Origin of the sequence: Nocardiopsis baichengensis YIM 90130, assembly GCF_000341205.1 — a bacterium.
Lineage (GTDB): Bacteria > Actinomycetota > Actinomycetes > Streptosporangiales > Streptosporangiaceae > Nocardiopsis_A > Nocardiopsis_A halophila.
In genome coordinates, this window is the sequence record NZ_ANAS01000006.1 from 46,726 (window position 1) to 61,040 (window position 14,315).

General features: G+C 73.9%; 12 protein-coding genes. 10 read left to right on the forward strand and 2 right to left on the reverse strand.

Annotated features, from left to right (window positions below):
• Positions 1-181: 181 nt before the first annotated feature.
• Together mca and C892_RS0106420 are read left to right on the forward strand one after the other, a co-directional pair.
• On the forward strand, positions 182-1,039 hold the full coding sequence (mca, locus tag C892_RS0106415) for a mycothiol conjugate amidase Mca (RefSeq protein ID WP_017556546.1): 858 nt from the start codon (positions 182-184) through the stop codon (positions 1,037-1,039).
• Positions 1,040-1,044: 5 nt separating this feature from the next.
• Entirely contained in the window at positions 1,045-1,284 is a 240-nt protein-coding gene (locus tag C892_RS0106420) for a hypothetical protein (RefSeq protein ID WP_017556547.1), read from the forward strand.
• 74 nt (positions 1,285-1,358) lie between these two features.
• On the opposite strand, the gene C892_RS0106425 is transcribed toward C892_RS0106420, so the two are convergent.
• The gene (locus C892_RS0106425) at positions 1,359-2,321 is read right to left on the reverse strand and encodes an AraC family transcriptional regulator (RefSeq protein ID WP_017556548.1); all 963 of its coding nucleotides are present in this window, start codon (positions 2,319-2,321) and stop codon (positions 1,359-1,361) included.
• A 743-nt stretch (positions 2,322-3,064) separates the two neighbouring features.
• Here C892_RS0106425 and C892_RS0106430 point away from each other — a divergent pair.
• Both C892_RS0106430 and C892_RS0106435 read left to right on the forward strand, forming a co-directional pair.
• Entirely contained in the window at positions 3,065-5,062 is a 1,998-nt protein-coding gene (locus C892_RS0106430) for a thioredoxin domain-containing protein (RefSeq protein WP_017556549.1), read from the forward strand.
• A 131-nt stretch (positions 5,063-5,193) separates the two neighbouring features.
• A complete protein-coding gene (locus C892_RS0106435) occupies positions 5,194-5,883 on the forward strand; it encodes a hypothetical protein (RefSeq protein ID WP_017556550.1) in 690 nt (229 codons plus the stop codon).
• Positions 5,884-5,896: 13 nt separating this feature from the next.
• Here C892_RS0106435 and C892_RS0106440 read toward each other — a convergent pair whose 3' ends face one another.
• Entirely contained in the window at positions 5,897-7,279 is a 1,383-nt protein-coding gene (locus C892_RS0106440; protein WP_026124175.1) for a serine/threonine-protein kinase, read from the reverse strand.
• Between the two features lie 187 nt (positions 7,280-7,466).
• Between C892_RS0106440 and C892_RS0106445 the strand changes: the two genes are divergently transcribed.
• From C892_RS0106445 to C892_RS0106470, 6 genes are all read left to right on the forward strand, one after another.
• Positions 7,467-8,060 (forward strand): RNA polymerase sigma factor, encoded by a 594-nt coding sequence (locus C892_RS0106445; RefSeq protein WP_017540228.1) that lies wholly within the window; start codon positions 7,467-7,469, stop codon positions 8,058-8,060.
• Positions 8,061-8,186: 126 nt separating this feature from the next.
• Positions 8,187-8,948, forward strand: coding sequence for an isoprenyl transferase (locus tag C892_RS0106450; RefSeq protein ID WP_017540227.1), 762 nt, complete (start codon positions 8,187-8,189; stop codon positions 8,946-8,948).
• 369 nt (positions 8,949-9,317) lie between these two features.
• Positions 9,318-10,598, forward strand: coding sequence for an RNA 5'-3' helicase PhoH2 (locus C892_RS0106455; protein WP_017540226.1), 1,281 nt, complete (start codon positions 9,318-9,320; stop codon positions 10,596-10,598).
• 141 nt (positions 10,599-10,739) lie between these two features.
• Positions 10,740-12,293, forward strand: coding sequence for an alkaline phosphatase D family protein (locus C892_RS0106460; RefSeq protein WP_017556552.1), 1,554 nt, complete (start codon positions 10,740-10,742; stop codon positions 12,291-12,293).
• A 328-nt stretch (positions 12,294-12,621) separates the two neighbouring features.
• Entirely contained in the window at positions 12,622-13,242 is a 621-nt protein-coding gene (locus C892_RS0106465) for a transglycosylase family protein (RefSeq protein WP_017556553.1), read from the forward strand.
• A 314-nt stretch (positions 13,243-13,556) separates the two neighbouring features.
• Positions 13,557-14,225, forward strand: a complete 669-nt coding sequence (locus C892_RS0106470; protein WP_026124176.1) for an aggregation-promoting factor C-terminal-like domain-containing protein — start codon at positions 13,557-13,559, stop codon at positions 14,223-14,225.
• Positions 14,226-14,315: the final 90 nt, after the last annotated feature.

Below are 14,315 nucleotides of genomic sequence, written 5' to 3' on the forward strand. Positions count from 1 at the left end.
AGGTCTGCGTTGTCTAAGATAGCCCCGCCCGATGGGGCCCCCGTTCCACCCCCGCCCCCGCATGTCCCCGTACGGGCAGCGCGGTGGGCCCCCGGCCGGACGACGCCGTCGGCCGGGGCTTTTCGAGGAAGCTTCCGCGACTACCCGAGGGGTAACTCCGTTGTCCGAGCGTTTGCGGCTGATGGCCGTGCATGCCCACCCCGACGACGAATCCAGCAAGGGCGCCGCCACCATGGCGCGCTATGTGGCCGAGGGCGCAGAAGTGCTGGTCGTCACACTCACCGGTGGCGAGCGCGGCTCCATCCTGAACCCGGCCATGGACCGGCCCGAGGTCCGCGAGAACATCGGCGAGGTCCGCCGCAAGGAGATGGCCGAGGCCCGCCGGATCCTGGGCGTGCACCAGGAGTTCTCCGGCTTCGTCGACTCCGGCCTGCCCGAGGGCGACCCGCTGCCGCCGCTGCCCGAGGGGTGCTTCGCGGTGCAGCCGCTGGAGACCGCCTCCGAGCCGCTGGTGCGGTCGGTGCGCTCCTTCCGCCCGCACGTGATCCTCACCTACGACGACGAGGGCGGCTACCCCCACCCCGACCACATCATGACCAACCGGGTCTCGGTCGAGGCCTTCGAGGCCGCGGGGGACCCGGAGCGCTACCCGGGCACGGGCGACCCCTGGCAGCCGCTCAAGCTCTACTACCACGTCTCCTTCCCGCGCACCCGGTTCGAGGCCATCTCCGCCGCCCTTGAGGAGCGCGGGCTGGACAACCCCTACGCCGACTGGATCAAGCGCCTCGAGGAGCGGGAGCGCAAGGAGTGGGAGATCACCACTCAGATCACCTGTGACGAGCACTTCGAGACGCGCGACCGCGCCCTCATCGCGCACGCCACCCAGATCGACCCGAACAGCTTCTGGTTCGCGGTTCCGATGGACGTCCAGCGCGCGGCCTGGCCCTGGGAGGACTACCACCTGGCCCGCTCGCTGGTCGACACCGAGATGCCGGAGACGGACCTGTTCGCGGGCGTCCGCGAGACGGTGGGAACATGAGCGGTATGCAGACCGTACTCATGCTGGCTCAGCAGACCGAGGTCGACAAGTACACCATCACCCCCGGTGTCCTGGGCTTCCTCGTGGTCGCCGCGATCGGCGGCGTCCTCTACTTCCTCATGCGCAGCATGAAGGACAAACTGGCGCACGTGCGCGAGGGAGGCTTCGACCAGGCGGTCGAGGCGGGTCCCGACGCCCCCGCCGACACCGACGGGGGCCGGGCGGAGCAGGCGCCCGGGGACTGACGCCCGGACCGCGGCGCCCCGCGCCGCGGTCCGCGGCTCGCCCGCGCAGGCGGCTCTGCCTGCCCGGCCGCCGGTCAGGGCGGAAGCCGGCGGAGGGTCTCCCCGGGAGGCCGCCCGTAGGCGCGGCGGTAGGCGGCGGCGAACCGGCCGGGGTGGAGGAACCCCCACCGGGCCGCGGTGGCGGTCACGGTGGCACCGCTCCCGGGAACGGCGGCCACCAGGTCGGCATGGGCGTGGGCGAGGCGGACGCGGCGCAGGTAGTTGACGGGCGTGCTGCCCAGGTGGCGCCGGAACGTGTGCTGGAGGGCGCGGAGGCTCACGCGGGCCGCGGCGGCGATCTCGGCGGCGCTGATGTCGGTGTCGGCGTGGTCCTCGATGTAGGCGACGGCGCGCCGCAGCGTGGCCGGGTGGGCGTCGCGGCCCTCCTGGACCCCGAGGTCGGTGAGCGCGTTGTTGGGGAAGGTGTTCAGCACGCTCGCCGCCAGCAGGTCGGAGGCGGCGGAGGCGATCAGCGGGGCGTCGCGCACCGCCGGTTCCGCCAGCACGTGGTCGCGGAGGTGGGCGATGGTGCGCTTCAGGTGCCGGGCGGCGCCCGGGGAGACGGGGCGGTCGCCGGTCAACCGGAGCTCGGTGGGCCCGTGGCCGGGCAGCGCGGTGGCCACCCGGTTCAGCACGAGCGGGTCGAGCAGGACGATGGTGAACCGGGAGCGTTGGATGACCCCCTTGTAGGGGCGGTCGTGCGGGGCGTACAGGAACGCGTCCCCGGGCCCGAAGACGCCCTGGGCTCCGCCCCCGTACCGGCGCACGATGGAGCCGGACTGCACGGTGCACAGACAGACCTTGCCGATCGGCCGCGCGTCGTGGTGCATGTCGTAGTCGAACACGAGCCTGTCCACACAGGTGGATCCCACGCTCTTCCGCCAGATCTGCGTCTTGGGGCGTTCGGGGGAGCCGCTGATCTTCACCTTCGTGTAGGCCTTGCTGAGGAACTCCTCTGTGTGGTCGAGGTCGTCGCTTTCGAATGTCAGTGTGTCCATGCTGGCCGCGTTCCTAGGGGGCGGTGGCCGGCGGCATCTCCGGAAGGGGGCGCGGGTCCGGCGCGCACGCTCGCACGGGGGTCGCGGCGGAGCACAGGGAAGCCGTCGACGCGCATCCTGCCGGCCGCGTGGTGCGACTCGAATGCCACGGTCCCGGCGTTGTCGGCGGGAGAGGCCCATCCCGCCCGCAGTGATGGTCCGGGCGGGACGCATCCGGGGTCGGCTCGCAGGGGGGCCGGTGCCCGGTCCGCCTGATGAACGTTGCCATGAACGCTCCTCGCGGAGATCGGCCTTCCTGCCGCCGATGGTTCCTTGCGTTCATCGTACTGCGCGGGCCGGACGGTACGCCGGGACGATCGCAAAGCCGTCGGCCGCGATCGGGGACGGCCCCGGTCGTCGTCGTGTGCGGCCGAGCCGCCCGTAGGCGGGGTGAGGCTTCGCCTCTCGGACGTCCTCCGTCCGGAGCTGGGCGTTGACGGCTTCGCCCGGAGTGCTGACAAGCGGTTCGCCCGTGGAGGAAGGTCGAATCGGCTGCAAAGGGAGCAGTCGGTCACCTGGGCGGAATGGTCCAGTCCCCGCTGGAGTGCCCGGGAAGAAGGGGCTCCGGGAAGTGTGCGCCCGGAGCCCCGCCGGTCGGGGCGCACGGTCCGGTGCGCATCCCCGCCATGGGCACCGGCACGAAGACAGGGTCGTCTCCCGCGGTCGGCTGGGCCGGGTGCTCCGGCCCGTGCGACGATGCCCGTATGAACCGCTTGGCCGACGCCACCAGCCCCTACCTGCTGCAGCACGCCGACAACCCCGTGGACTGGCGTCCCTGGGGTGAGGAGGCCTTCGCCGAGGCGCGTCGGCGCGATGTGCCGGTGCTGCTGTCGGTGGGCTACGCCGCCTGCCACTGGTGCCACGTCATGGCGCACGAGTCCTTCGAGGACCCTGCCACGGCCGAACGGATGAACGCCGGCTTCGTCAACGTCAAGGTCGACCGCGAGGAGCGGCCCGACGTCGACACCGTCTACATGGAGGCGACCCAGGCCATGACCGGCCAGGGCGGCTGGCCGATGACCGCCTTCCTCACCCCCGACGGGGCGCCGTTCTACTGCGGCACCTACTTCCCGCGCGAGCACTTCAACCGGCTGCTCGACGGTGTGTCCCGGGCCTGGCGCGAGGAGCGCGACGGCGTCCTCGACCAGGGCCGCCGGGTGGTCGACGCGCTGGCGGCCCCGCGCACCCTCGGCGAGGGCGCGCTGCCGGGCGCCGATGAGGCGGCGGCCGCCGTGGAGGGCCTGGCCCGCGACTTCGACGCCCGCCGCGGCGGGTTCGGCGGCGCCCCCAAGTTCCCGCCGTCCATGCTGTTCACCTTCCTGCTGGCGCACCACCGCCGCACCGGCGACGAGCGGGCGCTGCTGATGGCCCGCACCACCGCCGAGGCCATGGCCCGCGGCGGCATCCACGACCAGATCGGCGGCGGGTTCGCCCGCTACTCCGTCGACGCCTCGTGGACCGTGCCGCACTTCGAGAAGATGCTCTACGACAACGCCCTGCTGCTGCGGGCCTACCTGCGGCTGTGGCGCGAGACCGGCGACCCCCTGGCCCGGCGCACCGCCCTGGGCACCGCCGACTGGATGGTCGCCGGCCTGCTCACCCCCGAAGGCGGCTTCGCCTCCGCCCTGGACGCCGACAGCGAGGGCGAGGAGGGCCGCTACTACGTGTGGACCCCCGCCGAACTGGAGCGCGTGCTGGGCCCCGAGGACGGGGCGTGGGCCGCGGGGCTCTTCGGCGTCACCCCCGAAGGCACCTTCGAGCACGGCACCTCGGTGCTGCGCCTGCCCGAGGACCCCGACGACCCCGAGCGGTTCGAACGGGTGCGCACGGCGCTGCTGGCCGAGCGCGCGCGGCGGGTGCCCCCGGCCCGCGACGACAAGGTGGTGGCCGCCTGGAACGGGCTGGCGGTGGCCGCGCTCGCCGAGGCCGGGGCCCTGCTGGACCGGCCCGACCTGGTGGAGCGGGCCCGCACGGCCGCCCGGCTGCTGGTGGAGGTGCACATGGACGGCGGCCGCATCGCCCGCACCTCCCGCGACGGGGCGGCCGGACCGAGCGCCGGCGTGCTGGAGGACTACGCCGACGCGGCCGAGGGGTTCCTCGCGCTGTTCGCGGTCACCGGCGAACCGGAGTGGACCGGGGCGGCCGGGCGGCTGCTCGACACCGTGCTGGACCGGTTCACCGACGCCTCCGGGGCGTTCTACGACACCGCGGACGACGCCGAGGCGCTCATCAACCGCCCCCAGGACCCCACCGACAACGCGGTCCCCTCCGGCCGCTTCGCCGCCGCCGGAGCTCTGCTGACCTATTCCGGCCTCACCGGCTCCGAGCGGCACCGGCGCGCCGCCGAGAGCGCGCTGGGCCCGGTGGTGCCGCTGGCGGACAAGGCCCCGCGCTTCGCCGGGTGGGGGCTGGCGGTCACCGAGACCCTGCTCAGCGGCCCCCTGGAGGTGGCGGTGGTGGGTCCGCAGGGCGGCGAGGACACCCGCGGGCTGCACCGCGAGGCGCTGATGGCCGCCCCGTTCGGCACCGCCGTCGCCCCGGGGGCCGGGGACGCCCCCGACGACCCGGCGCGGGCCGCGGTGCCGCTGCTGGCCGGGCGCCCGCTGATCGAGGGCGGGCCGGCCGCCTACGTGTGCCGCGGGTTCACCTGCGACCTCCCGGTGCGCGACGCGCAGGCGCTGCGCGAGCGGCTGGCCCCCTGAGCGCGCCCGCGCGCGTGACCGGATCCGGCCATCCGCCGCGTCGGGCGGGCGGCCGTGCCGTGACATCGGGCATCCACAGTCGATAGGGGGCCGGTCGGCGGCCCGCCGCGGGGAGGCGCGAGGGGAGCGCGATGGGCGGACGGGGGGTGCGGAGCCGGTGGGCGCCGCGCACCGCCGCGCTGTCGGCCGTGGTGGTGGCAGCGGCGGCGCTGGCCGGGTGCACCGGCCAGGTGCACCTGAGGCCGGGGCCGGCCCGCCCGGCGGCCTCCTCCGACGAGGGGTTCCCGCTGCGCCGGGGCGACGCACTGCACGCGGTCAACGACATCAACCTGGTCCTGCCCGAGGGGTGGCGCGCCCTGGGGTCGGACGGCTGCCTGGCCCCGCCGGCCGCCGCCGAGGACCTGACCGACGGGGTGCCCGGGACGCAGGACGGCGGGGCGCCGGCCTGCCCGCCGTCGGCGGCGCGCCTGCGGTTCAACGTGAGCGAGGGCGACCGGATCACCCGGAAGGACCTGGACGCCGGCGACGGCTGGAAGCGCCCCAACGTGGTCTGCCCGGGGTCGGTGGGCCAGGTGGGCTCGGCCGTGCCCTCCCTGGTGGAGCAGGGGGAGAGGACCTCGTTCCGGCTGGTCAGCGGGGAGACCGTGGAAGAGGCGGCCTGGCGGCTGGAGTGCAAGGACGAGGCCCCCTTCGAGACCCGGCTCTGGCTGGTCCCCGAGGCGGACGTGGCCCTCGACGTCGCGATCGTCGACCCGGGCGCACCGCCCGAGGCCTACGACCGCATCGCCCGCTCCATGGACCTGTCCCGCTACACCCCCTGAGAACGGTGCGCCCTCAGGTCGGGGTACGGGCCCCGGAGATCACCCGGTCGACGATGTCCGGACGCGGCCCCGGCTGGCGCACCTCCAGGTAGAGCACCGGGCCTCCGGCGTGCGGGCGGACCGCCGCGGCCGAGAACGAGGAGCCGTCGGGGCACCGGTCCCACTCCCACACCTCGCCTCCCCAGTGGGGGTCGGAGTAGGCGCGCCGCCGCGGCTCGCCCGCGCACGGCCCGCCGTCGATGATGGCCTCCAGGTCCGGCCCCGGCGCCGAGCGCGTCAGCAGCCCGGCGAACACCCCCACCGGGGCCTGCCCGGCGTCCCGCCAGGCGGCGGTGTCGGTGGCCGCCAGCAGCCCCGGCTCGTGCCCGCCGACCAGCCCCATCTCCCGCGGCGACCACCCGTTGGGCTGCAGCTCGGCGGCCCACACCGCGGGCACCGCCACGCTCACCGACCCGGTGGCGTCGTTCACCCGGGCGAACGTCAGGCCGGGGGAGCCGGCCGCCGCCGGGCTGCACGCGGTCAGCGCCGCGGCCACCAGCGCGGCCCCCGCCGTACGGCGCAGCGCCGCGCCGTGCCGCAGCCGCCACGGCACCCCGGCGGGCAGCTCCCGCTCCATGCGGATGGCGCGCACCCGGTCGGTGAAGGACTGGGCGTCGTCCGGGCGCGCCGACCGGTCCTCGGCCAGGGCCGCCATGATCAGCTCGTCCAGCGCCCGCGGGGTGCCCGGGCGCACCCGGCGCGGCGGCACCCGCACCGGCGGTGCCGGCGGCCGCCGCCCGGTGACCAGCTCGTAGGCGACCGCGCCCAGCGAGTACACGTCGGCGCGCACGTCGATGTCGCCGCTGGGCCGGGACTGCTCCGGCGACATGTAGCCGGGGGTGCCGGCCGCCGCGGTGAACCCCGAGGCCCCGTCGATGCTCTTGGCGAACCCCAGGTCGGCCACGAGCACCCGCTGGCCCACGGGGGAGGACTGCAGCAGCACGTTGGAGGGCTTGATGTCGCGGTGGATGGTGCCGTGCCGGTGCAGGGCGGTCACGCCCTGGCCGATCTCGGTCAGCAGCCGCAGGGCCTCGTCCAGCGGGAGGGGCCCACGGGCCACCAGGTCGGCCACGCTGCCCTGGTCGGCGTAGGTCATGACCATGAACGGCCGCTCGTCGGGCAGCACGTCCAGGTCGTGCACCCGCACCAGCCAGGCCGAATCGGCCTGGCGCAGGATCCGAGCCTCCTCCATGAAGCGCTGGTGCACGTCCAACTGGTGCGCCCAGTTCTCGGCCAGGACCTTCACCGCGACGGGGGTGTCGAGCAGGTCGTCGTGGGCCAGCCACACGGTCGCGAACGAGCCGGAACCCAGTCTGCGAACGACCCGATATCGGCCGAAGGTGTCCGGTTGCGCCACAGCTACTGCCTTACCAGACGGCACCCCGGCAAACCTGGCGCGCCCGGCCCGCTTCGGCGGGATCCGAACCGGGCACCTACGCGTCGGACCCGGATGTGAACCTCTTATCGGGGGGTGCGCGTGTAACGGAGTAGCAGGGGACGGCGCACCGCCCGGAGCGCCGCCTCGGAGCAAGGAGCTGAGAGCCGTGGGGAACACCGACAAGGGCACCGCCCCCAGGCGGAGCGCAGCCAAGGTCGACGACGCCGTCGAGGAGCTGGCCCGCCGCGCCCGCGACGGGGAGGAGGCCGCGCTGGAGGAGCTGCTGCGGCGCATCCAGCCGGAGGTCCTGCGCCGCTGCGCGCGCTTCCTGCCCTACCGCCAGGACGCCGAGGAGGCCTGCCAGGACGCGCTGCTGCGGGTCGCGCGCAACATCTCCGGATTCAAGGGCGACTCGCTCTTCACCACCTGGCTGTACACCGTGGTCTCCAACTCCGCCCGGCAGACCTACCGGTCGATGAAGCGCCGCGCAGGGGAGCTTCCGACCGAGGCCGACCGCATCCCCCACCAGCGGGACCCGCGCACCACCAGCGTCATCGCCGGATCGCGCATCGACCTGCTGGAGGCGCTGGACCGGCTGGAGAAGGAGCGTCCCAACCTGGTGGCGCCGCTGGTCCTGCGGGACCTGTGCCAAATGGACTACAACGAGATCGCCGGCGAGCTCGACATCGCCCTGGGAACCGTCAAGTCCCGGATCCACGAGGGGCGCAAGCACGTGCGCAGGGCGCTCGCTGTGACGTGAGCGGGTAAAGCGCTCTACCCTGGGAGGCAATCCCCCCGCGCACCGGGCCCTGCCCGAAGGCGCCGCCGGTGCCGCGGGGCGTTCTCTCTGCCCGCCTCGTCTGTCCGCGGTGAAAGGTTGCGTCCCATGGGGTTCCGTGATCCCCTCTACTGGCTCTACGAGCGGCGTCTGGAGCGCAAGCTCGGCGACCGCGATACCCCCCGCCACGTCGGCGTCATCCTGGACGGCAACCGCAGGTGGGCCAAGATCAGCAAACTCGGCGACGTCGCGCGCGGCCACGAGGCCGGGGCCGAGAAGATCTTCGAGCTGCTGGGCTGGTGCAGCGAGCGCGGCGTCCAGGTGGTCACCCTGTGGATGCTCTCCACCGACAACCTGGGCCGCGCGCGCGAGGAGCTCGAACCGCTGCTGCGGATCATCGAGGACACGGTGGAGCGCCTGCAGCGCGAGGGGTGGCGGGTCAACCCGCTCGGCGCCCTCGACCTGCTGCCCGATTCGACCGCCCGTGTGATCAAAGAGGCGGGAGCGGCCACATCCGGCAACCACGGCCTGATTGTGAATGTGGCCGTCGGGTATGGAGGGAGGCGTGAGATCGCCGATGCGGTGCGGTCCCTCCTCCACGAGGAGGCCGCCAAGGGCACCACGATCGAGGAGCTCGCCGAGCGACTCGATCTGGACCACATCGCCGAGCATCTCTACACCCGCGGCCAGCCCGACCCGGACCTGCTCATCCGGACCTCGGGAGAGCAGCGCCTCTCCGGCTTCCTGCTCTGGCAGAGCGCGCACTCGGAGTTCTACTTCTGCGAGGTCTTCTGGCCTGCCTTCCGCAGAGTGGACTTCCTGCGCGCGCTCCGCGCCTTCGGCGCGCGGAACCGACGGTTCGGCGGCTGAGCCGGCCCCCGCCCCCACCCCGCCACCGAACGAGGGGAGAAGCCGCTTCACCGGGTGTTCACATGCCGTGCCACCTGGGGGCCTTGCTCTTTGCAGCGCGCCGGGTACCGTCGGAGTCAGCGGACGATGCGCATCCGTCCGCTGCGGGAGGCCCCTGCTGTCCGAGGTCCTGTTCCCACGGGGAGCACACACCGACGCGGGCCGGTCCCGGCCCGGTGCGGGGGTCGGTCCCGGTCCCAGGAATCCCGTGAGAGACGGGCGCCCACGCGGCGCCCAAGGGGAGAACGAGTGGCTAGTTCCTCGACCACCCGCCTCGGTCCCGGCGCCCCTGTCGTCGCCACCGGCGCAGCGGGGGAGCGGCGCACCTACGTGCTCGACACCAGCGTCCTGCTGGCGGACCCCGCGGCGATCACCCGTTTCGCCGAGCACGAAGTGGTGCTTCCCGTCGTGGTGATCTCCGAACTGGAGAGCAAGCGGCACCACCCCGAACTCGGCTACTTCGCCCGCGAGGCCCTGCGCCGCCTGGACGACCTGCGCGTGGAGTACGGCCGGCTGGACACCGACGTCCCGGTCAACGACGCGGGCGGAACCCTGCGTGTGGAGCTCAACCACAGCGACCCGGCGGTGCTCCCGGCCGGGTTCCGGCTCGGCGACAACGACACCCGCATCCTCACCGTGGCCCGCAACCTCGACGAGGAGTCCGGCGCCGCCGGAACCGGGGCCACCGTGCTGGTCAGCAAGGACCTGCCGATGCGGATCAAGGCCTCCTCGATCGGCCTGAGCGCCGACGAGTACCGGGCCGAGCTCGCCATCGAGCACGGCTGGACGGGCATGGCCGAGCTGGAGGTGCCCGGGCACGAGGTCGCCGCGCTCTTCGAGAGCGGGACCGCCGACATCGAGGCCGCCCGCGACCTCCCCTGCCACACGGGCCTGGTCCTGGTCTCCGAGCGCGGCAAGGCGCTGGGCCGGGTGCTGCCCGACAAGTCGGTCAAGGTCGTGCGCGGCGACCGCGAGGTCTTCGGCCTGCACGGGCGCAGCGCCGAGCAGCGCATCGCCCTGGACCTGCTGAGCGACCCCTCGGTGGGCATCGTCTCGCTGGGCGGCCGGGCCGGCACCGGCAAGTCGGCGCTGGCGCTGTGCGCGGGCCTGGAGGCGGTCCTGGAGCGCGGCCAGTACCGCAAGGTCATGGTCTTCCGCCCGGTCTACGCGGTCGGCGGCCAGGAGCTGGGCTACCTGCCCGGGACCGAGAACGAGAAGATGACCCCCTGGGGCCAGGCGGTGCACGACACCCTCTCGGCGGTCACCACCCAGGACGTCGTCGACGAGGTGGCCGACCGCGGCATGCTCGAGGTGCTGCCGCTCACCCACATCCGCGGCCGCTCGCTGCACGATGCGTTCGTGATCGTCGACGAGGCGCAGTCGCTGGAGCGCGGGGTGCTGCTCACCGTGCTCTCCCGGCTGGGGGAGAACTCCCGGGTGGTCCTCACCCACGACATCGGCCAGCGCGACAACCTGCGGGTGGGCCGCTACGACGGCGTGGTCGCGGTGATCGAGAAGCTCAAGGGGCACCCCCTGTTCTCGCACACCACACTGAACCGCTCCGAGCGCTCCCCGATAGCGGCGCTGGTCACCGAGATGCTGGAGGGCTGATCCCGCCCGCCCGTGCCCGCCGGAGCGCCGCTCCGGCGGGCACGGCCGTGTTCACCCCGGCGTTCGCGCGCGTTCGGGCGCGGGACGCGGCGGCCCGGTAGGAACGCCCTTGCCCGTCCCCGAGTCCGAGGAGCAGTGCCGATGCCCCGATCCCCCGAATCCCCCGACCCCGCTCCGTCCCGCCGCTCGGTGCTCGGCCACGGCGCCGCGGTGCTCGGGGGCACCGCCTTCGGCGGGGCGCTGCTCGGCGCCCCCGCCTACGCCCAGGGCCGCAACCGCCCGCGGCTGACCCACGGCATCCAGCTGGGCGACCCGCGCCCGGACGGCGCCGTGGTCTGGGCCCGCTCCGACCGGCCCGCCCGGATGATGGTGGAGGTGGCGCGCCGGCCCGACTTCTCCGACGCCGAGCTGGTGCGCGGGCCGATGCTCACCCCGGCCACGGACGGCACCGGGCGGGTGCGCATCGACGGGCTGGAGCCCGGCGGCGAGGTGCACGTGCGGGTGCGGGCCGAGCGCGGCAAGTACGGCAGCGAACCGGTGACCGGGTCGTTCCGCACACCGGGCGGGGAGCGCCCGATGCGCCTGCTGTGGGGCGGCGACGTCGCCGGGCAGGGCTACGGCATCAACCCCGACATCGGGGGCATGCCGATCTTCGCGGCGATGGCCGACCGCGACCCGGACGTCTTCATCCACAGCGGCGACGTCTGCTACTCCGACGGGCCCCTGACCGAGCGGGTGGAACTGCCCGGCGGGCGCGTCTGGCGCAACGTCACCACCGAGGCCAAGGCCAAGGTCGCCGAGACCCTGGAGGAGTTCCGGGGCCAGTTCGCCTACAACCTGCTCGACGACAACCTGCGGGCGTTCGCCGCGCGGGTGCCGCAGATCGTGCAGTGGGACGACCACGAGGTCACCAACAACTGGTACCCGGGGGAGGTCCTGGAGGACGACCGCTACACGGTGACCTCCGTCGACCGGCTGGCGGCCCGCGCCCACCGCGCGTTCCACGAGTGGCAGCCCGTCATGCGCCGGGAGGCGGTGGACGGGCGGATCTACCGCCGCCTCTCGCTCGGACCGGACGTGGACGTGTTCGTCATCGACATGCGCGTCTACCGCGATGCGAACTCGCCGGGGACCGCCCGGCACGAGGAGATCCTGGGGCGGGCCCAGGCCGACTGGCTGGTGCGGGAGGTGTGCCGGTCCACGGCGGTGTGGAAGGTGATCGCCGCGGACATGCCGCTGGGGCTGGTGGTGCCCGACGGCGAGGACATCGAGGCGGTCGCCAACGGGCGCCCGGGGGCGCCGGCCGGGCGCGAGTCCGAGATCGACCGTGTGCTGCACCGCCTGCACCGCGCGGGGGTGACGGGAACGGTCTGGCTCACCGCCGACGTGCACTACACCGCCGCCCACCACTACTCGCCCGACCGGGGGAGCTCCTCGGACTTCACCCCCTTCTGGGAGTTCGTCTCCGGGCCGCTGCACGCCGGGGGGTTCGGGCCCAACGAGCTCGACCCGACCTTCGGGCCCGAGGCGGTGTTCGTGAACGCGCCGCCGGAGCCGAACACCTCGCCGCTGGACGGCTTCCAGCACTTCGGCGAGGTCGAGGTCGACCCGCGGAGCAAGGAGCTGTCGGTGCACCTGCGCGACGCCAACGGCGACGCCCTGTGGTCGACCGTGCTCGACCCCCAGGCGGCCTGACCCGGGGTTCCGGACATGCCCGTCGCCCGCCTCCGGCCCGCCCCGATGAGGGGTGCGCCGACGGCGGGCGGCGGGGCGCGCAGGGCCCGCACGGGACCGCCGGGTCTCACGCAGTGAGACGTTGCCCAGGTGGCGCCCGGGTCAATCGTTACCCGTTGTAGTGTGACGGAGATCATGCTGGAACCGGTGTCCGGGGTTCGCGGGATACGGCAGGGTTAGGGACGGATCGTAATCAGGAGCCCCCGGGCGCGCGCCCGACGGAGGAGGCCCGGCCTCCCCGCACCCTTTCCTTTTCGGGGCGCGCGCATTTCTGACGGAAGGCCCACTCGTGCTTCTCAACCGCATCTCCCCCCGCCTTGCCGCAGGGATCGGCGCCGCGGGCCTGACCGCGGGCGCCGTGTTCGCCGCCACCGTGTACTTCGGCGGCGCCGACGCCGGCGACGTCACCGGTGCCGCCGTGGAGCAGCCGCCGCAGGCCGGCGGCGAGGACTTCTTCGCCGGTGTCGACGGCCTCTCCGAGGACGAGCGCGACCAGCGCCGCGAGGAGGCCCGGAAGCGCGCCGAGGAGGCCCAGGGGGCCGCCGGGGCGGCGGGCACCGCCCGCCCGGCGGAGAAGGAGGAGGAGCCCGAGGAAGAGGAGGAGTCCTCCGACGAGGGGGCGTCCGGCTCCGCCTCCGGCGGCGACACCAGCGCCGACGCCGACTCCCTCAACTGGCCGGCCCTGGCCCAGTGCGAGTCCGGCGGCGACCCCACCGCGGTCAACTCGGCCGGCGGCTACTACGGGCTGTACCAGTTCTCCATGACGACCTGGGAGTCCGTGGGCGGCAGCGGGAGCCCGGCCGAGGCGCCCGCCAGCGAGCAGACCATGCGCGCCAAGATGCTCTACGACGCGGTCGGCGGGAACTGGCAGAGCCAGTGGCCCGAGTGCGGCCGCCACCTGCACGACTGACCGGTCGGCCGCCCGTCCGCGGCGCCGGGAGGTGCCGGTGCGAACGGGGGTGGACATGTCGGGATTTGCTGTTATTGTTCCGTGACGATGCGGGCGGTCCGTCCGGACCCCCGCCCGACAATGAGCCCCCGGAGCCCTGCGCGGCACCGCACCGGCAGATCCGGTGCCCCCCGAGAGGACCGCCGCGCGGACCCCAGAGGCGAGGGCGGACGGCGAAGAACCCCTCCACGCCGCCCTCTCCGATCCGTACCTGATCCCGGGGCACGAGTCGCTCGCGCGCGATCGCCGGCGCGCGACTGGCGGAAGGGCGATTCTTGCTGACGAACCGGATTTCGCTGCGCGTGGCCGCCGCGGTCGGATGCGCCACCGTGGTGGCGGGAGCCGCCTTCGGTGTCTCCGCGTTCGCCGACAGCGGCGCCGACCCCGAGCAGGCGGCGAGCGCGGCCCTGCCCGACAGCCCCGAGGAGCAGTCCCAGGACGGGGACTTCTTCGGGCACATCGAGGAGGTCTCCGACGACCAGCGCGCCGCGGCGCGCGAGGAGACCAGGAAGCGGATCGAGGAGGCCGCCTCCGGGGCGGGCGCCACCGGCACCGCCCAGCAGGAGAAGGAGGAGAAGGAGGAGCCCGAGGACGACGGGTCCGACGGCGACTCCGACTCGGGCGGCTCCCCGCCCTCCGGCGGAGACCCCAAGGCCACCGCCCAGGCCATGATGGGCGACTTCGGGTGGGGCCAGGACCAGTTCAGCGGCTGCCTGGAGCCCCTCTGGGAGAAGGAGAGCAACTGGAACCCGTCGGCGCAGAACCCGAGCTCGGGCGCGTACGGCATCCCGCAGGCGCTCCCCGGCTCCAAGATGGCCAGCGCCGGATCTGACTGGCAGACCAACCCCGCCACCCAGATCAAGTGGGGCCTGGGCTACATCGAGGACCGCTACGGCTCGCCGTGCGAGGCGTGGTCGCACTCCCAGGCCAACGGCTGGTACTGATCCCGGTTCCTGGCCGAGACCTTGAGAGGCCCCTCCGAGCATCCGCTCGGAGGGGCCTCTTCGTCTTTGAGTCTTCTTCCTCTTCGCCGC